At 60.4% G+C, this 19166-nt stretch carries 17 protein-coding genes and 1 tRNA gene; 11 read left to right on the top strand and 7 right to left on the bottom strand.

Annotation, left to right across the window (positions count from 1 at the left end; all coding sequences use genetic code 11):
* Positions 1-162: 162 nt before the first annotated feature.
* Together HMPREF3009_RS02510 and HMPREF3009_RS02505 are read left to right on the top strand one after the other, a co-directional pair.
* Positions 163-2403 (top strand): HelD family protein, encoded by a 2241-nt coding sequence (locus HMPREF3009_RS02510; protein ID WP_070679797.1) that lies wholly within the window; start codon positions 163-165, stop codon positions 2401-2403.
* Between the two features lie 10 nt (positions 2404-2413).
* The gene (locus tag HMPREF3009_RS02505) at positions 2414-3430 is read left to right on the top strand and encodes an App1 family protein (protein ID WP_070513280.1); all 1017 of its coding nucleotides are present in this window, start codon (positions 2414-2416) and stop codon (positions 3428-3430) included.
* 91 nt (positions 3431-3521) lie between these two features.
* Here HMPREF3009_RS02505 and HMPREF3009_RS02500 read toward each other — a convergent pair whose 3' ends face one another.
* From HMPREF3009_RS02500 to HMPREF3009_RS02485, 4 genes are all read right to left on the bottom strand, one after another.
* Positions 3522-3962 (bottom strand): universal stress protein, encoded by a 441-nt coding sequence (locus tag HMPREF3009_RS02500; protein WP_046648537.1) that lies wholly within the window; start codon positions 3960-3962, stop codon positions 3522-3524.
* A gap of 139 nt (positions 3963-4101) precedes the next feature.
* Positions 4102-4548 carry a universal stress protein gene (locus tag HMPREF3009_RS02495; protein WP_010190093.1) on the bottom strand — a complete coding sequence of 149 codons (447 nt, stop codon included), beginning with the start codon at positions 4546-4548 and terminating at the stop codon, positions 4102-4104.
* Positions 4549-4658: 110 nt separating this feature from the next.
* On the bottom strand, positions 4659-6752 hold the full coding sequence (uvrB, locus tag HMPREF3009_RS02490; RefSeq protein ID WP_070679794.1) for an excinuclease ABC subunit UvrB: 2094 nt from the start codon (positions 6750-6752) through the stop codon (positions 4659-4661).
* A gap of 86 nt (positions 6753-6838) precedes the next feature.
* Entirely contained in the window at positions 6839-7201 is a 363-nt protein-coding gene (locus tag HMPREF3009_RS02485; protein ID WP_046648539.1) for a DUF4259 domain-containing protein, read from the bottom strand.
* 104 nt (positions 7202-7305) lie between these two features.
* Between HMPREF3009_RS02485 and HMPREF3009_RS02480 the strand changes: the two genes are divergently transcribed.
* A complete protein-coding gene (locus HMPREF3009_RS02480) occupies positions 7306-8682 on the top strand; it encodes a DUF4185 domain-containing protein (RefSeq protein WP_070679792.1) in 1377 nt (458 codons plus the stop codon).
* A 14-nt stretch (positions 8683-8696) separates the two neighbouring features.
* Here the strand turns inward: HMPREF3009_RS02480 and coaE are convergent, their stop codons facing one another.
* Together coaE and rpsA are read right to left on the bottom strand one after the other, a co-directional pair.
* Entirely contained in the window at positions 8697-9311 is a 615-nt protein-coding gene (gene coaE / locus HMPREF3009_RS02475; protein ID WP_049154593.1) for a dephospho-CoA kinase, read from the bottom strand.
* A gap of 73 nt (positions 9312-9384) precedes the next feature.
* Entirely contained in the window at positions 9385-10845 is a 1461-nt protein-coding gene (gene rpsA / locus HMPREF3009_RS02470; protein WP_010190105.1) for a 30S ribosomal protein S1, read from the bottom strand.
* A gap of 241 nt (positions 10846-11086) precedes the next feature.
* Here rpsA and HMPREF3009_RS02465 point away from each other — a divergent pair, with 241 nt between their 5' ends.
* A complete protein-coding gene (locus tag HMPREF3009_RS02465; protein ID WP_049154592.1) occupies positions 11087-11827 on the top strand; it encodes a class I SAM-dependent methyltransferase in 741 nt (246 codons plus the stop codon).
* Between the two features lie 60 nt (positions 11828-11887).
* Positions 11888-12358, top strand: a complete 471-nt coding sequence (locus HMPREF3009_RS02460) for an RDD family protein (protein ID WP_049154591.1) — start codon at positions 11888-11890, stop codon at positions 12356-12358.
* A 16-nt stretch (positions 12359-12374) separates the two neighbouring features.
* Here the strand turns inward: HMPREF3009_RS02460 and polA are convergent, their stop codons facing one another.
* Positions 12375-15026: a DNA polymerase I gene (polA, locus tag HMPREF3009_RS02455; protein ID WP_049154590.1), complete on the bottom strand. Its 2652-nt coding sequence runs from the start codon at positions 15024-15026 to the stop codon at positions 12375-12377.
* 91 nt (positions 15027-15117) lie between these two features.
* On the opposite strand from polA, the gene HMPREF3009_RS02450 reads away from it, so the two are divergent.
* The 6 genes from HMPREF3009_RS02450 to HMPREF3009_RS02425 all read left to right on the top strand — a co-directional run bounded on the left by HMPREF3009_RS02450 (position 15118) and on the right by HMPREF3009_RS02425 (position 19084).
* A tRNA-Leu gene (locus HMPREF3009_RS02450) sits at positions 15118-15191 on the top strand.
* 67 nt (positions 15192-15258) lie between these two features.
* The gene (locus HMPREF3009_RS02445) at positions 15259-15534 is read left to right on the top strand and encodes a hypothetical protein (RefSeq protein WP_046648545.1); all 276 of its coding nucleotides are present in this window, start codon (positions 15259-15261) and stop codon (positions 15532-15534) included.
* A gap of 136 nt (positions 15535-15670) precedes the next feature.
* Positions 15671-16486 carry a DUF368 domain-containing protein gene (locus HMPREF3009_RS02440; RefSeq protein ID WP_070513265.1) on the top strand — a complete coding sequence of 272 codons (816 nt, stop codon included), beginning with the start codon at positions 15671-15673 and terminating at the stop codon, positions 16484-16486.
* A gap of 3 nt (positions 16487-16489) precedes the next feature.
* Positions 16490-17374 (top strand): ABC transporter substrate-binding protein, encoded by an 885-nt coding sequence (locus HMPREF3009_RS02435; RefSeq protein ID WP_049154587.1) that lies wholly within the window; start codon positions 16490-16492, stop codon positions 17372-17374.
* Positions 17367-18320, top strand: a complete 954-nt coding sequence (locus tag HMPREF3009_RS02430; protein WP_070513263.1) for an amino acid ABC transporter permease — start codon at positions 17367-17369, stop codon at positions 18318-18320. Before HMPREF3009_RS02435 ends, HMPREF3009_RS02430 begins: the two co-directional genes overlap by 8 nt.
* Positions 18320-19084 carry an amino acid ABC transporter ATP-binding protein gene (locus HMPREF3009_RS02425; RefSeq protein WP_049154586.1) on the top strand — a complete coding sequence of 255 codons (765 nt, stop codon included), beginning with the start codon at positions 18320-18322 and terminating at the stop codon, positions 19082-19084. The genes HMPREF3009_RS02430 and HMPREF3009_RS02425 overlap by 1 nt, the downstream gene beginning before the upstream one ends.
* Positions 19085-19166 lie beyond the last annotated feature (82 nt).

The raw sequence follows: 19166 nt of genomic DNA, 5'->3' as shown, positions 1-19166 counted from the left end.
GCTGCGGATAACTCCGCAACACACCACGACAATCGCCGCGGTGGAGAGAACAACGGCTCAGCTAGTATGCTGGGCCGTTGTTCTTTTTCCTGTCCACTCTTCCCCATCTCCCTTACTTCCCGTCTGTCCACGAGAAGCCTTCATACGCACCCAAGGAGCCTTGTGTCTGAATCTTCACCCGCGACTCACACCGGGAAACCCGGCGCCCACACGAACGAGCAGAGCGCGGAAATAGCTAGCGAGCAAGCATATGTCGATGGCCTCTTCGAGCGTCTGGACAACGAGGTTCAAGCGGCCAACGAGCGCTTGAACGAAGTACAAGCTGCCGTCGATCCGCATACCCCGGACGCCGATGCACTCGTGCGGCGCGAAACCGAATACCACGGACTGCAAGCAAAGTTGGACCGGCTTAACGTCGCCCAGCTCGGCTTAGTTTTTGGCCGCATCGACATTGATGCACCCGGTGATAACCCCACCCCGGAAGGCCTGGACCGGCGCTACATCGGCCGCATGGGGCTCGACGCCAGGGAGGAGAACTACCGGACCCTCCTTCTGGATTGGCGTGCGCCGATGGCGCGCCCCTTCTACCTCGCCACTACAGCGCACCCTGAAGGCGTCCATGTCCGCCGGCATATCCGGACCACTGGGCGCACGGTTACTGGAATCAGCGACGAGGTCTTGGAGGGAGAATCCTCTGCTGACAGCAGCGATGTCGCAAGCGAGTCCGCCCTCCACCACGTGATGCAGCGCGCCCGCACCGGGCACATGCCCTCCATCGTGGAGACCATTCAGCGCGAACAGGACGAAATCATCCGTGACAGCACGCGGGGCGTCATGGTGGTCGAAGGCGGACCAGGAACCGGCAAGACCGCTGTTGCACTGCACCGCGTGGCCTACCTGCTCTACACCTACCGTGAACAGCTCGCCGCCACGGGCGTGCTGATCGTGGGCCCCAACTCCACCTTCCTGGAATACATTTCCCGCGTGCTCCCGGAACTTGGTGAAACCGGTGTCGTGCTTTCCACCATCTCTTCCCTCTTCCCCGGCATCGAGGCTACTCACTCGGAGTCCTTGCTCGCCCGCGAGATCAAGGGCTCCGCTGCCATGGTGGAAATCCTCGGCAACGCGGTCAAGGATTATCAGCGCCTACCGGAGCAGCCGCAAACACTCGAGATCGATCGGCTCGAGCTCACCGTCACCCCAGCTATGGTCAAAGCGGCGCGTACCCGCGCGCGGCGCTCACGCAAGCCGCACAACGACGCTCAAGCGGCATTTGCGGAACACCTCATCGAGTCTCTGGCCCAGCAGATGGCCGAACGCATCGGTTCTGACCCGCTGGGAGGTGCCAACCTGCTCTCCCGCGCGGACGTGGATCAGCTCCACGATGACCTCGCCGAAGAACCACAGGTCACAGAACTCATCGACGAGTTCTGGCCCCATCTCACGCCTACCGAGGTACTCGCCAATCTCCTGAGTAGCGCCGAACGAATCGATACGGCAGCCTACGCTTATGATGACGAAACCCGCGGTGCCCTCTACCGCGAAGACGGTACGTCATGGGCGGCCTCCGACGCCGCGCTTCTCGACGAGCTCGCGGTCCTCATCGGCATGCCCGACCCCGAAGCAGAGCGCGCCGCCGAGGAGAAAGAATGGCGCGAACAGGTCGCGGAGGCAGAAGACGCCCTCGATATCCTGAGCTCCTCTGATTCCACTGACAACGATGATGACATGTTCGAAGCCGAGATCCTCTCTGCGCACGATGTCATCGACGCCGAGCACCTCGCTCGCCGTCACGAGGTGCGGGATTCCCGCACCACCGCCCAGCGGGCCCGCGAAGACTACACGTGGGCCTACGGGCACGTCATCGTTGACGAAGCCCAAGAACTTACCCCCATGGAATGGCGCATGATTTTCCGGCGTAGCCCCTCGCGATGGATGACGCTCGTGGGCGATACGTCCCAGACTGGAGCACCCGCCGGTGTGGATGACTGGGGCGAGACGCTCGAGCCTTTTGTTGGAGAGCGCTTCCGACTGCACGGGTTGACGGTCAACTACCGCACCCCACGCCCGGTTACGGAATTGGCCAATCGGCTGTTGGAAGAAATCAACCCTGAGGCCACGCCGAGCATCGCGGTGCGCGATGGTGTTGACGTTGTCTGGCACGACGACGCCACCGATACGGAGCCGAAGACATTCCAGGATGAGGACGGGCGCCTGCGCGCCGTGATCACGGCTGCCAACGTCGAGGAGATCAAAGGCCTCGAGTTTGATCACGTCACGGTGGTCAACCCCGATGACATCGTGGCAGCCTCCCCACAGGGTTTGCACAACCTCTATGTTGCGCTCACGCGTGCGACGCAGTCCTTGACCATCACCGGCCGTTATGCGGAGGTTTTCGGATAGTCTGGTGCCCATGGCTCTTTCCGATATCGCCCGCAAAGTCGAATTCACTGTCAATTCCCTCTCGCTCAAGCGCTCGGCGCGTAAAGGGTGGCAGCCCAGCATCACTGGCTATGCCGGTTACGGTAATGAAGAATTCGTCCGTGTTCTGGGCCGTGTCCTCATGCATGACCCGACGGCTGAAGAAACGGATACCTGGGCGCAGCGTGGCTACCGCCAGTTCTTCACCATTCAGGTCACAGACCACGAGGTCGAAGTCACGGTTGGTGGGAAGACGGTATCGGGAACCACGAACGACAACGGCTACATCGATATCCTCGTCTACAACCACGGCCTAGAGCCCGGCTGGCACGAGGTCACCATCCGTGCCAAAGGCGCGGACGCGGTGACCTCGGAAGTGCTCATCGTGGACAAGGACACCACGTTCGGCGTGGTCAGCGACATAGATGACACCATCATGGTGACGTGGCTCCCGCGCGCAATGATTGCAGCATGGAACTCGTGGGTTAAACGCACCAATACCCGCACCCCCGTCGAAGGTATGGCACGGTTCTACCGGGAAATCGCCCAACATCACCCCGATATCCCCTTCATTTACCTCTCCACCGGCGCCTGGAACACCTACGACACCTTGGTTAACTTCATGGCGGAGAAGGGCTTCCCGCGTGGTCCCCTGCTGCTGACAGACTGGGGTCCTACCCCCACCGGCCTCTTCCGCAATGGTCAGGAGCACAAGCGCGTGCAGCTCCGCAACCTCTTCATTGCTTTCCCGAAGCTCCGCTGGCTGCTCATCGGCGACGACGGTCAGCACGATCCTCTTACCTATGCAGACGCGGCGGCGGAGCACCCCAACCACGTAGCGGCCGTGGCGATCCGCAACCTCAGCCCACAGGAGCAGCTGCTCGCACACGGTTCGCTCGCGCCTTTGGTGAAGGTCAACGAGCAGACCTCCTTCGATATCCCACTCATTCAGGGGACGGATGGCAACGTTCTTGCCCGCGCTTACCGCGAGCTGCGATTGAGCGACTAAAGCTCGTTAGAAACAAAACGGCGCGCAGGCCCAGAGACTTCCTCAATGCTAAGGACTTCTCCGGAGCATGCGCGCCGTGACGACTAGCGTCCTAGCTCACAGTGTGAACAATCATAACGTCACAGTCAGACTGACGTGCGACATCCGCCGGAACCGAACCGAGGAGGCGGCCGGTCAGGGAGTTAATTCCGCGGTTACCGACGACGAGCAGGTCTGCCTTGTTGTCGTTGACGATGGACATCAGGGCCTGAACCGGGGTTCCCGGGCGCACAGCGGTCTCCACCTTCGTCACGCCGAATTTCTCTGCGTGTTCCTTGCCGGAAGCGAGGTTGGCCTGGGCCTTCTCATCACCGAGAATCGTCACGGAATCCTGGCGCAGCGTCTTGGAAGCCTGCTCCTGATTCTCGTAGTAGGCGCAACCGATGATGAGGGTGGCATCGAAGGCTGCGGCGATCTTGGCGGCACGCTCCACTGCGAGCAAGGAGGACTTGGAACCGTCGGTACCGACCACGATCTTGTTGTAATCGCTCATGATGACCTTTCTTCGCTGGCCCCAACCGTGGGGCCACCGCTTGACAAAATTTTAAAGCTTTTGCGCACCAGCTAGTCTAACAACGCTGGCGCGTTCACGTCGATCAGCGCGCACGAGGATACGGGCGCGGTGCACTACCCTAGTCAGTGGTGTTGACCACCACGACGTCGGCGTGGGCCTTGCGCGTGAGCTCTGTCGCTACGGAGCCAAACACACGACCGCGCACCGAATGAATTCCCTTGTTGCCCACGACGAACATATCAACGTCGTAGTCCTTGCCCACCTCGAGGAGCGAATTCACAGGATCACCGGACTTAGCAATGATTTCAATGCGCTTCGCACCCTCACCGTGCGCGATCTCCGCGGCATTGCTGAGGAAGCTTTCCGACATCTCCTCGCTCACCACCGGTACTCGGGCGTCCTCCGAATTCGGGGCGCCGAGCATCGAACCAGAGTGGTTATAGAAAGCGGACACGATAATCAGCGTCGCGTCATAGGCGCGCGCCATGGATGCGGCAGAACGGACAGCGCGCATGGAAGTCTGAGAGCCATCGGTTCCGACGGCGATGACGTTGTAGCTCAGCATGATTCTCCTTATAAGTAGCGATTAATCCTTAACAGTATGACACGGCCTTCTACGCAGAGATTGGTTTTACCCGCATATTGAGTAGGCAAATTTCAGCACTGGGCGCGCCATTAGATCCCGGCCTCCTTAAGACCGCGTTGCTCCTTTTTCAGATCAGCGATCTCATCGCGCAAACGCCCCGCCAACTCGAACTTGAGCTCTCGGGCAGCCTCTCGCATTTGGGTCGTCAGGTCGTCGATAAGCGCCTGCCCCTCGTCGGCTGCCATGGAGGACACATCCGGCTTGTCGACGATGGCCGTGGGATCCGCGTCTTGCCCCTGCTCATCGGCGTTCTCATAGACCTGGTCCAAAATGTCGGCGATCTTTTTGCGCAGCGGCTGCGGGTCAATGCCGTGCTCCTTGTTATACGCAATCTGCTTCTCTCGGCGACGCTCGGTCTCCTCGATCGCCTCCTGCATCGAGTCCGTAATTTTATCCGCGTACATGATGACCTCACCGGAGACGTTTCGGGCGGCGCGGCCAATCGTCTGAATAAGCGAGGTGGTGGAGCGCAGGAAACCTTCCTTATCGGCATCCAAGATCGCAACGAGTGAAACTTCAGGAAGGTCGAGGCCCTCACGCAGCAGGTTGATGCCCACGAGGACATCGAACTCACCCAAGCGCAGCTGGCGCAACAGCTCCACGCGCTGGAGCGTGTCAATATCCGAGTGGAGGTAGCGCACCTTGATGCCGTGTTCCAGCAAGTAATCTGTGAGGTCCTCCGCCATACGTTTGGTCAAGGTCGTGACTAGGACGCGCTCCTGCTTCGCGGTACGGGCGCGAACCTCATCGATGAGATCATCAATCTGGCCCTTGGTGGGCTTGACCGTCACCTTGGGGTCTACGAGGCCGGTGGGGCGAATAACCTGTTCCACGAACTCGCCGCCGGAAGCCGTCATTTCGAAATCGCCCGGTGTGGCCGACATGTAGACGGTTTGGCCGACGCGCTCCTCAAACTCATCGAAGGTCAACGGCCGGTTGTCTACGGCAGAAGGAAGACGGAAGCCAAACTCCACGAGGTTGCGCTTGCGCGCCATATCGCCCTCAAACATGCCGCCGATCTGCGGGACGGTCACGTGAGACTCATCGATGATGGTGAGGAAGTCCTCTGGGAAATAATCCAAGAGCGTCGCCGGCGCGGAACCGGCGGGGCGGCCATCAACGTGGCGCGAGTAGTTCTCAATGCCGGAGCAAAAGCCCACCTGCTCAATCATCTCGAGGTCGTATTCGGTACGCATGCGCAGGCGCTGCGCTTCGAGCAACTTGCCGCGGTTCTCCAGCTCGGCGAGGCGCTCCGCGAGCTCCTCCTTGATGTCCTCAATGGCACGGGCCATACGCTCTGGGCCTGCTACGTAGTGGGTCGCGGGAAAAATCCGCACCTCATCGACCCGCTCCAGAACATCACCCGTGAGCGGATGGATGTAATAGAGCTCGTCCACGTCATCACCAAAGAACTCGATGCGTACCGCACGCTCTTCGTAGGCGGGGATGATATCCACGGTATCGCCCTTGGCGCGGAAGGTTCCGCGCGTAAAGCCCACGTCATTGCGCTCATACTGAATATCGACGAGCAGACGCAGGAAGCGATCGCGGTCAATTTCCTCCCCTTCCTCGAGCACGACGGAGCGGTCAAGGTAGGACTGCGGGGTGCCAAGGCCATAGATGCAGGACACTGAGGAGACGACGACGACATCACGGCGAGAGAGCAGGGCCGACGTTGCCGAGTGGCGCAGGCGCTCCACGTCCTCGTTGATAGAGGAATCCTTCTCAATGTAGGTGTCCGTCTGCGCGATATAGGCCTCCGGTTGGTAGTAGTCGTAATAGGATACGAAATACTCAACCGCGTTGTGTGGCAGGAGTTGGCGCAGCTCATTTGCCAGCTGTGCTGCCAGTGTTTTATTTGGTGCCATCACCAGTGTCGGGCGCTGCTGCTGTTCAATGAGCCACGCAGCGGTCGCTGACTTACCGGTGCCCGTGGCACCCATGAGGACGACGTCGCGCTCTCCGCGGTTGAGGCGTTCGTTGAGTTCCGCGATCGCCGCAGGTTGGTCACCGGCGGGCTGGTACTCGGACTCAACACGAAACTCGGCCGAGCGGCGCTCAACTTCGCCGACTGGGCGGTGTTCAGAGACCGGCAGGATAGGGTGTTCAGCAGCAAAAGCCATGCCGACCAGTCTAACGCGGCGCGGACGAAACCGGCTAGGACCGCGACTTCGACCCCAGCGTCACACTGCCGCGTGAGGACAGCGGCTTAGGGCAGTGCCGCACGCGTGGTGCGCAGCCACAGCTCGAGCTCACCGGTGGTCTCCCAGAGCGCATAGATTGCGGATTTGTCCGGCTCCATCGCCGTGTTGATCCGCTTGCGCAACCACGCCCGAGTCTGCGGTGTGCGCAGCGCCTTAACAGCGTCAGCGCTGATCCCCGGGGGCAGCTTGTCGGCCGGCGCCGTGGCCAGCGCTCCCAAGGCGATGACAATCTCGGCGTCGTCGATATCAATGGGCGAATCCACGCAGCTCTTTTTGAATGCATCGAGGTCGAAGGAACCATCACGAATATCCGCGAGCACTTCGCACGCGGCATGATTATCAAAAGGCCCAACGTCCCAGGTTCCCATGAAGGGGAAGAATAAACCGCATACATGAACGGGATGGGAGCAGCAGGTAAATTTTGCCCGCCATATCCTTTAAAAGTTCCTGCTTTCCTTTAGAATCGGCTGGCATGAAGTTCCGTTCCCTTGCCAGCACCCTGACGATTGCCGGGCTGCTCCCCCTCGCCGTACTACCCCAGACGCCTTCGGCCTTCGCCGCGCCGTGTACGCCCTACTCAAAGTCCGGTAGTTTTACCTCCACTCCCAAGGCTTCCGGTCCCGCCGGAGGATCCTCTCTCGGTGGGCTCGATACGCTCTTCGGCAGCTCCTCCCGTTCGGGAAAGCCAGGAGAGTCTGCAAATGGCCAGCGCAGCAACTATAACCAGCGCCAAATCACTGACGGGCCGACCCAGATCGTGCAGCTGATCACCGGTTCCGGTTCGCCCAACCGCACGGATCAAAAGTTTGGTATCTCCGGGACCGATCTGGGCATCGCCTACTCTGATAACGCAGGTCATTCCTACTACGTCTTCGGTGACTCCATGGACTGCGTCGGCGAAGGCGATGGCTGGCGCTCCAACCTCTTGCTGCGCACGACGGACCACGACTATGGCGACGGCCTGCGTCTCGAGGAGGCACTGACTACTGGCGGCTGGTCCACCAATGGCCGGGCAAAGGAATTCATTCCTTCGCAGAAGGTTGGGGACGCCGATACCAACGGTGAGCGCACCACGATTCCCACGGCGGGGATCGTCGTTGACGGCGTGCATTACGTGGACTACATGTCCGTGCGCTCCTGGCACGACCCGAACACTGGCTGGTCCACCAACTATGCGGCGACGGTGAAGTCCACTGATGGCGGAGTCACCTGGCGCGCGGTTCCGGAGGCCACACGCACCAACGCCAGCCACGGTGCGAACGCGCCCATCCCTGGCGGGGCCAACTATCGCGCCGGTTTTGAGAAACTACAGCAATCGGCCTACATCGAGCACGGGGACTATGTCTACCGCTTCACCACGGGCAACGGCCGCCGCGGCCCCGCTTACCTATCGCGCGCACCAAAGTCGGAATTCCCCAACGAACGTGCCTTCAGCTACTACTCTGATGGCTCCTGGGTAAAGGACCCCGCACAAGCTAGCGAAGTGCTTGACGGTAAGGTCTCAGAGCTCTCCGTCGCCTACAACCAGTACTTGGGCAAGTTCGTCACCATGTACGGGGTGGAAGGTGAAGGCATCGTCATGCGCACTGCGGATAGTCCGGAGGGACCGTGGTCGCCACGCCGCATGCTAGTCAGCGCCGAGACCACAAAGGTCGTCAGCGGCGAACCTCTCAACGACACCTACGCGCCCTTCGTGCTGCCAAACCAGGATGATCAGCACCTGTATTACACGCTAACGTCGTGGCGCGACTACAACACCATGCTTATGCGCACGGACCTCGATTTTGTGGGTGAAGACATGGAAAACAATGACCACATCGCCGTCTCAGACGTCGTAGCAACGCGATAGTTAGAAAGAGATTCTTAGCTATCGGGTGAGCCTAGGAGTGCACGCAGCTTCTCGACGACCCCCGCGACCTGCCCATCGAGCGCTTCGCGGGGGCCGTTGTTATCAATGACGAAGTCGGCGGCGGCACGGCGCACATCGTCGGGGAGCTGCGCGGCTATGCGGCGGCGTGCATCGGTTTCCTCCAGGCCGCGGTACTCGACTAGTCGGCGTACTCGCTCCTCTGCGTCGACGTCGACGACGATGGTGGCGTCCATGTCTCCGTGGAGCCCTTTATCGACGAGGAGCGGCATGTCATAAACCACGAACTCGGCACCGCCTTGGCGCGCTGCCTCGAAGCGTGCCTGGGTTTCTTCCTGGATACGCGGGTGGGTAATGGAGTTGAGAACAGCGGTTTTCTCGGCGCTGGCAAAAGCGCGGGAGGCCAAGAGACCGCGATCAAGGCTCCCATCGGGGAGCAGAATGTCCTGCCCAAAGGCCTCCGCCAGCTCAGTGAGTGCCGGCTGGCCTGGCTCAACGATGTCACGGGCGATGCGGTCTGCATCGACCAGTACCCAGCCTTCCTGCACGAGGAGCTGCGCTACGGTGGATTTTCCGCTGCCGATTCCGCCGGTAAGTCCAATCAGTTTCATACCGGCTTAGGATACGCGAAAGGCCGCCTCTCCCCCAGCGGGAAAAGACGGCCTTTCCTAAGAAGCAATGTCCTTAGTTGCCAGCGAGCTTGTCGCGAAGAGCAGCGAGCTGCTCGTCGGATGCGAGGGAGCCGCCAACCTCTGCCTGAGAATCGGATGCCGGAGCTGCATCCTGAGACTCGGAAGAGTAGTTGGAGTTGGCAGCGGACTCGGCGGCCTCAGCGGCTGCAGCACGGTTGCGCTCGATCTGAGCGGTGTGCAGGTTGAAGCGACGCTCGGACTCGGCGTAGCGAGCCTCCCAAGCCTGGCGCTGCTCGTCGTAGCCCTCGAGCCACTCGTTGGTCTCCGGGTCGAAGCCCTCCGGGAACACGTAGTTGCCCTGCTCGTCGTAGGAGTCAGCCATGCCGTACTTGGACGGATCGAACTCGTCGGTGTAGTCCTCGTCTGCCTGCTTAACGGACAGGGAGATGCGGCGACGCTCGAGGTCGATGTCGATGACCTTGACCATGACTTCCTGGCCAACGTTGACAACCTGGTCCGGAACCTCCACGTGGCGCTGAGCCAGCTCGGAGATGTGGACGAGGCCCTCGATGCCCTCCTCGACGCGAACGAAGGCGCCGAACGGAACGAGCTTGGTGACCTTGCCCGGGACGATCTGGCCCACAGCGTGAGTGCGGGCGAAGACGCGCCACGGATCCTCCTGGGTTGCCTTCAGGGACAGGGACACGCGCTCGCGGTCCAGGTCAACGTCGAGGACCTCGACGGTGACCTCGTCGCCCACGGTGACAACCTCGGACGGGTGGTCGATGTGCTTCCAGGACAGCTCGGAAACGTGAACCAGGCCGTCGACACCGCCGAGATCGACGAAGGCGCCGAAGTTGACGATGGAGGAGACAACGCCCTTGCGGACCTGGCCCTTCTGCAGCTGGTGCAGGAACTCGGAGCGGACCTCGGACTGGGTCTGCTCGAGGTATGCGCGGCGGGACAGGACAACGTTGTTGCGCTGCTTGTCCAGCTCGATGATCTTGGCCTCGAGCTCCTGGCCGATGTACGGCTCCAGGTCGCGAACGCGGCGCATCTCAACGAGGGAAGCCGGGAGGAAGCCACGGAGGCCGATGTCCAGGATGAGACCACCCTTGACAACCTCGATGACGGTACCGGTAACCGGCTCTTCCTTGGCGTGCAGCTCTTCGACGGCGCCCCAAGCGCGCTCGTACTGTGCGCGCTTCTTGGACAGGATCAGACGGCCTTCCTTGTCCTCCTTGGTGAGAACAAGAGCGTCGATCTCGTCGCCGACCTCGACAACCTCATCCGGGTTGACGTCGTGCTTGATGGAGAGCTCGCGGGACGGGATGACGCCTTCGGTCTTGTAACCGATGTCGAGCAGGACCTCGTCGTGGTCAACCTTGACCACGGTGCCCTCGACGATGTCACCATCGTTGAAGTACTTGATGGTGGCGTCGACAGCTGCGAGGAAGTCCTCTGCGGTTCCGATGTCGTTGATCGCAACCTGAGGGGTGTTAGAAGTTGGCATGTAGTTATGCTCCGAATAAACGTAGGAGATCGTAATTGGACAGTTACGCGTCTCTTGAAAAGCGTCATTAAGCAGCGTAAATACGCAAGGCTTAAGATGGATTCCAATCCCGACTCGCAGCCGTGCCAAGCTCTCCTACAGTAGCCCAGCGCGTCCCGAGTCATAGACACGCCCGTACAACCCTACATCCTCGCAGCTAAAACGGCAAATACGACACGAAAAAGAAATTGGGAGAGGAACAATGTCTTCAGCATCTTTTTCTGCATCCGCAGCCAATCGTGAGTTTTGGGATGATGACGCCGACTCCTACCACGCGGAACACCCCGAGTATCTATCCTCTTTCTATTGGTGCCCGGAGATGCTGCATGAGGCTGATGCGCAGCTGCTTGGCGACGTCTCCTCCGCTACCGTCCTCGAGCTCGGCTGCGGCTCCGCGCCGTGCACGCGGTGGCTGCAAGGACGCACGCACTTTGCGACGGGCTTCGATCTCTCGTCTGGAATGCTCTCCCATGCTGAGACTGGCCTGCCACTCGTTCAAGCAGATGCCTTGGCGCTTCCCTATCGCGATGAAGCCTTCGACGTCGTCTTCTCCGCCTTCGGCGCCTTGCCCTTCGTGGCCGACCTAGACCTAGCTCTGCGCGAGGTCCACCGGGTCCTGCGCCCACGTGGCCGCTTCGTCTTTTCTGTGCCACACCCGATGCGCTGGGTCTTCCCCGACGATCCCCAGGTCCTCACCGCAGCGCTGTCCTATTTCGAGCGCGCCTACCTCGAGCAGGATGCCAACGACGAGCTCACCTATGCCGAGTTTCACCGCACGATGGGTGATTGGGTGCGAGCGCTCCAGGTGCGCGGTTCATTTGAAATTCACAACCTCATCGAGCCCGAGTGGCCAGAGGGCCTCGACATCACTTGGGGCCAGTGGTCTCCTGAAAGGGGAGCCATTTTCCCCGGTACCGCCATCTTCGTCTGCGACGCGCGCTAAGCCGGATACCGCCCACCCTGTTGCCGAGTCTGCCGGTCGCAGCGAACTAAGCTGGCAGTCATGCTTCAAGAACGCCTCGGGATCTTTCTGCGCCGCACGGTGGCGTGGTGGATCGACGCCTTCCTTGCCGCCGCCGTGATCGTGGTGCTCAAGTGGCTCATCAACCTCAGCACCGATGGCGCCCTCACAGGCAGGGCGGGCGCCATATATGACATCGTCGCCCTCGCCCTCGTCTTCTACGTCTACCGTGTGTGGGCGGAGGCGACAAAGCAGACCTCCCTGGGTAAGTGGTCGCTAAAGCTGGAGGTCATTGCTGAGCATCCCGGCATCGCCAGCGCTGCAATTCGCAACAGCTGGCTACTCCTCACCCTTGTTGCACTGACAGGACTCCCCTATGTTGAGGCAACCATTTTGGCCATCCTCGGATTGAGCGTCCTGCTGCTGGGACAAACTCCCTTCGATCTCCTCGCCGGGTGCTTGGTGGAGCGCCGCACGCCCACCGAGGACGAGCGTGCGGTGGGCTTGACTTAAATCCCTAAAGCGCTCTCTAGTGCGCTGCGGCGTCCCAGTTCTTCCCCTCCCCCACGGAAACCTCGAGGGGCACGGTCAACTCGATAGCCTTGTCCATCTCGCGTTCTAGGATGCTCTGGACTTCCTCGGTTTCACCTGGAGCTACCTCCACAACGAGTTCGTCGTGAACTTGGAGGAGCACGCGTGAAGCCATGCCTTCCAAAGCCTTGTCCACGCGGATCATGGCGACCTTGATGATGTCTGCCGCCGTGCCCTGGATGGGGGCGTTGAGGGCCGCACGCTCGGCGTTTTCGCGCGCCACGCGGTTGTCGGAGTTGAGCTCCGGCAGGTAACGGCGGCGCCCAAAGACCGTGGAGGTGTAGCCATCCTTGCGAGCCTGCACGACAACCTCATCGAGGTAACGCTTCACACCACCGAAGCGTTCGAAGTAGCTCTCCATAATCTCCTTGGCTTCGCGTGCCGGGATACCTAGCTGCTGTGACAGACCATAAGCGGAGAGACCATACACAAGGCCATAGGACATGGCCTTGACGCGGCGGCGCAGCTCCGGTGTGACCTCATCCACCGGAACGTCAAAGACCTTGGAGCCGACGTAGTTGTGCAGATCCTCGCCCTCACGGTAGGCCTCGATGAGCCCGGGGTCAGCGGAGAGATGAGCCATGACGCGCATCTCGATCTGCGAGTAGTCCGCCGTAATCAGGGTTTCATAGCCTTCCCCCACCACGAAGGCCGAGCGGATCTGGCGGCCCGCCTCCGTGCGCACCGGAATGTTTTGCAGGTTCGGCTCCGTGGAGGACAACCGGCCTGTTGAAGTCACAGTCTGGTTGAACGTGGTGTGGATGCGCCCATCCGGCTGGATGGTCTTGATGAGCCCCTCCAGCGTCGTTTTCATCTTCTGGTACTCGCGGTGCGCCAGCAGGTGATCCAAGAAGGGGTGCGGGTGGGTAGCAGCGAGCTGCTCGATTTCCTTAGCCGCGGTGGAATAGCCCGTCTTAGTTTTCTTCGTCTTCGGCATATCGAAGGTCTCAAAAAGCACCGCCTGCAGCTGCTTCGGAGAGTTCAGGTTGAGGGAGTCGTCGCCAGCCAACTCACGGGCAGCGCGCTCCTGCTCGTTAACCTGCTCGATGAAGGCATCGCGCTGCGTCTCTAAGACGTCTCGGTCTACTGCGATGCCCGCGGCTTCCATGCGCGCCAGGATGCTCACCAGAGGCAGCTCAAGGTCGGTATAAAGCTCGAAGGAATCAATCTCCTGCAGTTGACTCGTCAACTCTGCCGCGAGCTCCATGATGGCGCCGGCCTGTTCAACCAGCTGATTGTCATCCAAGAGGGAGAGCTGCTCCGTGGCGGCCCCGAGGGACTTCTGCAGATGGCGCTGGTACACGTCCGTCAACGCATACGTGCGCTGGCCGGGCCGCAAAATGTAGGCAGCAAGTGCAGTGTCGTGGGCAATTCCGCGCAGCTTAATCCCACGCCCCGCCAGCATGTGCCAGGCCGCCTTTGCCTCGTGGAGGTACTTCGGCGCGTCGGACTCCAACCAGGCGGCCAGTGCGGCGTCATCGGCCGCGTCCAAGTCCCCCAATTCAATCTGGAGTCCTTCAAAGGAGGAATCGACGAGTGCTAGTGCTGCGGCATCACCCGCGCCCGGTGTTCCGTCGCCTTGCACGAAGACCGCTACGTGTTCTTTGTCCTCGAGCCACTCAGTCAGCGGAGTGTCCACCACGGTCACGGTCACTTCCGGGGTGTCCTCTAACGCAGCAGCTTCAGCTGCAGCGTCATGCGGGACGGCGTTGAGGACCCGCTCGCGCAGATTCGTGCCGAATTCCAACTCGTCGAAGCGAGCTGCCACCTCGCTAGCCACAGCTCCCTTAAAGCCGAGGTCCGCCGGGCCAACCTCCAGGTCCATGTCCGTCACCATTTGGGTGAGCTTCCGGTTGAGCTTGACCTGCTCGATGCGGTCGCGGAAGTTCTGCCCCGCCACGCCCTTTATCTCTTCGGCATGCTCGATGAGGCCATCCAAAGAGCCGTACTGCGTGATCCACTTCGTGGCGGTCTTCTCCCCCACCTTCGGGACAGACGGCAGGTTATCGGAGGGGTCCCCGCGCAGGGCTGCGAAATCTGGGTACTGCTCGGGGCTGAGGCCATACTTCTCTTCTACTGCCTCCGGGGTAAAGCGATGCAGCTTGGATACCCCTCGCATGGGATAGAGGACGGTCGTGGAGTCGTCGACAAGCTGCAAATAGTCGCGGTCACCGGTGACCAGGAAGGTCTCATAATCCGCGCCGGCCTGAGTGGACAACGTGGCCACGATGTCGTCAGCTTCGAAGTTATCGCGCGACAACGTGGTGATACCGAGGGTGTCCAAGACCTCTCGGATGAGCTCGACCTGGCCGCGGAACTCTTCTGGGGCCGCCTCCCGCTGCGCCTTGTATTCAGGGAACATCTCCGTACGGAAGGTCTTACGGCCCACATCGAACGCTACAGCGACGAAGTCCGGCTTTTCCTCAGTCAGAATGTTCGCCAACATGGAAAGAAAGCCATACACCGCATTGGTGTGCTGTCCGCCCGAGGTGGAGAAGTTCTCTGCGGGCAGTGCATAAAATGCGCGAAAGGCCATGGAGTGGCCATCAATGAGCAAGAGTCGAGGCTGAGAAGTAGTCACCCGGCCCATCCTAACGTGTTGCGCTCAATGACACCGTCGAGGGCCACAGGCAGGCAATTAGGTTCGAATTGGTCCGCTGCGCTAGTATCGTTGCTTGTGCGCCCCTGTAGCCCAATTGGCAGAGGCAACGGATTCAAAACCCGTGTAGTGTGAGTTCGAGTCTCACCAGGGGCACAATTCCACCCCACGACAGAGCCTGTTGTGGGGTGTTAGCGTTTTCAATGGAAAGGAACCCGTCGCCATGCGTCGCACTATCATCGCTGTGAGCACCGCCATTGCCCTCACCGTAGGCGGCACCGCCGCTGCTACTGCTGCCGAGTCCAGCGCGGACAAGCAGATATCCACCAAGGTTGAAGGCTCTTCTTACTATCAAGAACTGCGCAAGTCCACGGCTTCCTCCAACGATCCTCAGCTGAATAATTTCTACGCAGTGCTTCTCGACGGCCTCGTCGGCCTCACTGTCTTCGCCATCCTGGGTTCGATCTACGGTGAAGTATCCAAGCGCCTGCCGATGTAAAAGGCGTATAACCTTCTACTGACTGAATAGTTTGCATAAGCCTGCGTTGTGGTGAGAGAATAAAAAGTCATCTGCTCACCCGCTCTTCCCGGCACGGCAATCCCACCGGGTAGACAGTCAAGGTTACTTTCGGTTTATGCATTATCTTTTCAACGCCATTCGCGGCGCCCTTATTGGCATGGCCGAGTTAGTCCCCGGAATCTCCGGCGGCACCGTTGCGCTCATCGTCGGCATCTATGAGCGCGCTTTGCATAACGCCAATGATCTCATCTCCGGCCGTTTCAAGAAGGTCGAATGGGGCTTCCTCGTCTCCGTAGCCGTCGGCATGTTCGCCGCCGTTTTCGGCTTCTCCACGATCCTCCATAACTTTGTGGAGGGCCAAGTTTCGCTATCCAGCGCGCTCTTCCTCGGCATGGTCGCCGTGTCTATCATCGTGCCGCTGAGCATGATGTCGCGCGTTTCACCCGCGTCCATCGCCGCGCTTGTTATCGCCGCCGTCGCAATCTTCTTCGTCACCGGCTTCACCTCCACCCCAGTGGAAGACCCCAACCTGCTCGTGGTTTTCCTAGCGGCCATGGTGGCTGTGTGCGCGCTCGTTCTTCCCGGTGTGTCAGGCTCCCTCATTTTGCTGACCATGGGCCTCTACGCGCCGATTATCGGTGCGGTCTCAGACCGCAACATGGTCGTCGTGGGTGTCTTCGCACTCGGCGCGGTGTGTGGCCTCGCAGCTTTCGTCAAGGTATTGAACTACCTGCTGGATAATCACCGCGATGTCACCCTTGCAGCCATGGCTGGTTTCATGCTCGGCTCCCTGCGTGCGTTGTGGCCGTGGGGCGCTGACCAAGACGCCTCCACACCACTGATCCTGCTTATGTTCGCGATTGGTGGCATTATCGTGGCCATTTTCATCGTTGTGGACCGGCGCAAAGCCGCTAGCTACCAAGAGAGTTAAAGCATGAGAAAGAAAACGGCCATCATCGTGGGCGCTGCCGGGTTGCTAGCATCCGCAACCCTCTCCGGCTGTGTTACCAACGTGGAGCCGGCGCTGCCGGAAGGCTGGTCTGCGCCCAACGTGGACGAAGTTCCCGAGATTGCCGCGATGTACGAGGATGCCGATGGCGTCCTTACAGTAGGCACGAACCCGCCTTTTGCGCCTTTCGAATTCAAGGATTCCGACGGCTCGATCATCGGCCTAGAGATGGACTTGGCCAATGCCGTCGCCCAAGTATTGGGGCTTGAATTTCAGCCGGTGGAGCAAGACTTCTCTATGATTCTGCCGGCGGTCCAAGCCGGACAAATCGATCTGGGCGGTTCCGGATTCACCGATACCGATGAGCGGCGCGAGAACTTCGATTTCGTCGATATTCTTTATGCCGGCATTCAGTGGGCGAAACTCACCGATGGCCCCAATGACGTGGACCCATCCAACCCCTGTGGCCTCACCGTCGCGGTGCAGCGCACCACGGTATCGGAGACCGACGATCTGCGCCCCAAGCAGGAAGCCTGCGACGGCGACCTGACCATTCTTCCCTATGACACGAGCGATAATGCCGCCCTAGCGGTCCTGATGGGGCGCGCTGATGCTCTCTCAGCGGACTCCCCCGTTTCTGCCTGGGCTGTTAACCGCTCAGATGGACGTATGTCCATGGTCGGCGAAATGTTCGACGCGGCACCCTACGGCTTCGCCGTGCCCAAGGATTCTGACCTCGGACCCGCCGTGGCCGCGGCACTCCAACACCTCATCGACACCGGAGCCTATGCAGAGATACTCAATAAGTGGGGCGTCGACGAGGGCCTCGTCGAGCACGCAATGATTAATGAAAGGCCGATCAATGACTAACTCCTCTCTCCCGGCAGCGTCGGAGTCGTCGGCTTCGACTACCCCAGAAAAGATCGAAGCCCGCCCACTGCGCCACCCCTGGCGCTGGGTCTTCGCTACCCTCCTCGCGCTGCTTGCAGTGTGGTTCATCATCTCCTCGGCGCGCAATGAGGCCTTCGGGTGGGGCACGTATTTCCAGTATCTCTTCGATACTCGGATTGCCACCGCTGCGCTGCACACCATTGCCATTACGATCCTGGCGATGATCATCGGCGTCGTGGGCGGCGCTGCCCTCGCGGTGATGCGCATGTCCCCCAACCCTGTGCTGGGAGGCGTGTCGTGGGTCTTCCTGTGGCTCTTCCGTGGCACGCCAATCTACGTACAGCTAGTTTTCTGGGGTCTACTTTCAGCCCTCTACCAATCCATCAACCTAGGATTCGCGGAGATTTCCCTCACCGAGGTGCTCACTAACGCATTCCTTCTTTCCGTTTTGGGCTTGGGCCTCAACGAAGCCGCATACATGGCGGAGATTGTCCGCTCCGGTATCTCCTCCGTTCCGGAAGGCCAGAAGGAAGCCAGCAAGGCCCTGGGAATGGGCTGGTGGATGACCATGCGCCGCACGGTGCTGCCGCAGGCTATGCGCATCATCATCCCGCCGACCGGCAATGAGTTCATTTCTCTGCTCAAGACTTCCTCCCTTGTGGTTGCCATTCCCTACACCGCCGAAATCTTTGGCCGCGCTACGGATATCTCCGCTGCGCTCTTCGAGCCCATTCCGCTTCTGATGGTGGCCGCGACGTGGTACCTGGCCATCACCTCTCTGCTCATGGTGGGCCAGTACTTCCTGGAGCGCCGCTTTGAGCGCGGCGCCACCCGCGAGCTCACCGGCCGCCAGCTGGCCGCGCTAGCGGATGCCGAAGGAACTATCCCCCGCAACGTCTCTGTCATCCCGGAGGTAAAGAACTAATGACCACCCCCATGATCTCCGCGCAGAATGTGCACAAATCCTTCGGCCAGCTCGAGGTTCTTAAAGGAATCGACCTCACCGTCATGCCCGGCGAGGTCACCTGTCTCTTGGGTCCCTCCGGTTCCGGCAAGTCCACCTTCCTGCGCTGCTGCAATCACTTAGAGAAGGTCACGGCCGGCCGACTCTACATCGACGGCGAGCTCATCGGTTTCCGCGAGCGCAACGGCGTCCTCTATGAGATCTCCGAGAAGGAAGCCGCCGCCCAGCGCCAGGATATCGGCATGGTCTTCCAACAGTTCAACCTGTTTAGCCACCGCACCGTGCTGGAAAACATCATCGAGGCACCGGTCCAGGTAAAGAAGCAGAGCCCAGAGCAAGCCAAGAAGAAGGCCATGGAGCTGCTGGAAAAGGTTGGCCTCGCGCACAAGGCGGAGGCCTACCCGGTGCAACTGTCTGGTGGTCAGCAGCAGCGTGTCGCCATTGCCCGTGCGGTTGCCATGGACCCGAAGCTGATGCTTTTCGACGAGCCCACTTCCGCCCTCGACCCCGAGCTCGTCGGTGAGGTTCTCCGCGTCATGAAGGAGCTTGCCGCCGATGGCATGACCATGCTCGTTGTTACCCACGAGATGGGCTTTGCCCGAGAGGTCGCCGACACCATTGTCTTCATGGATGGCGGCAGCGTCGTCGAAACCGGCACCCCGGAGCAGGTCTTGGACAACCCGCAGCACCAGCGCACGAAGGATTTCCTCTCTTCGCTGCTCTAGCACGGAACACCGCCGCCGCAACTGCCCTAGTTGCCAAAGTTATTGCCTCTGACTCAAGATCTGGCAATAACTTCGTCAACTA

Source organism: Corynebacterium sp. HMSC034H07, from assembly GCF_001815175.1.
Classification (GTDB): Bacteria; Actinomycetota; Actinomycetes; order Mycobacteriales; family Mycobacteriaceae; genus Corynebacterium; species Corynebacterium hiratae.
Note: the sequence above shows the minus strand (reverse complement) of the source record. Positions and strands in the feature narration are given on the sequence as shown.

Excerpts from the sequence above, each read along its gene's own strand:
- HMPREF3009_RS02485 (WP_046648539.1), bottom strand. The coding sequence starts at position 7,201 with ATGGGAACCTGGGACGTTGGGCCTTTTGATAATCATGCCGCGTGCGAA.
- rpsA (WP_010190105.1), bottom strand. The coding sequence starts at position 10,845 with ATGCCAACTTCTAACACCCCTCAGGTTGCGATCAACGACATCGGAACC.
- HMPREF3009_RS02505 (WP_070513280.1), top strand. The coding sequence starts at position 2,414 with ATGGCTCTTTCCGATATCGCCCGCAAAGTCGAATTCACTGTCAATTCC.
- HMPREF3009_RS02445 (WP_046648545.1), top strand. The coding sequence starts at position 15,259 with ATGCGTCGCACTATCATCGCTGTGAGCACCGCCATTGCCCTCACCGTA.
- HMPREF3009_RS02430 (WP_070513263.1), top strand. The coding sequence starts at position 17,367 with ATGACTAACTCCTCTCTCCCGGCAGCGTCGGAGTCGTCGGCTTCGACT.
- HMPREF3009_RS02425 (WP_049154586.1), top strand. The coding sequence starts at position 18,320 with ATGACCACCCCCATGATCTCCGCGCAGAATGTGCACAAATCCTTCGGC.
- coaE (WP_049154593.1), bottom strand. The coding sequence starts at position 9,311 with ATGAAACTGATTGGACTTACCGGCGGAATCGGCAGCGGAAAATCCACC.
- HMPREF3009_RS02460 (WP_049154591.1), top strand. The coding sequence starts at position 11,888 with ATGCTTCAAGAACGCCTCGGGATCTTTCTGCGCCGCACGGTGGCGTGG.
- HMPREF3009_RS02495 (WP_010190093.1), bottom strand. The coding sequence starts at position 4,548 with ATGCTGAGCTACAACGTCATCGCCGTCGGAACCGATGGCTCTCAGACT.
- HMPREF3009_RS02465 (WP_049154592.1), top strand. The coding sequence starts at position 11,087 with ATGTCTTCAGCATCTTTTTCTGCATCCGCAGCCAATCGTGAGTTTTGG.
- HMPREF3009_RS02435 (WP_049154587.1), top strand. The coding sequence starts at position 16,490 with ATGAGAAAGAAAACGGCCATCATCGTGGGCGCTGCCGGGTTGCTAGCA.
- uvrB (WP_070679794.1), bottom strand. The coding sequence starts at position 6,752 with ATGGCTTTTGCTGCTGAACACCCTATCCTGCCGGTCTCTGAACACCGC.
- HMPREF3009_RS02480 (WP_070679792.1), top strand. The coding sequence starts at position 7,306 with ATGAAGTTCCGTTCCCTTGCCAGCACCCTGACGATTGCCGGGCTGCTC.
- polA (WP_049154590.1), bottom strand. The coding sequence starts at position 15,026 with ATGGGCCGGGTGACTACTTCTCAGCCTCGACTCTTGCTCATTGATGGC.
- HMPREF3009_RS02440 (WP_070513265.1), top strand. The coding sequence starts at position 15,671 with ATGCATTATCTTTTCAACGCCATTCGCGGCGCCCTTATTGGCATGGCC.
- HMPREF3009_RS02500 (WP_046648537.1), bottom strand. The coding sequence starts at position 3,962 with ATGAGCGATTACAACAAGATCGTGGTCGGTACCGACGGTTCCAAGTCC.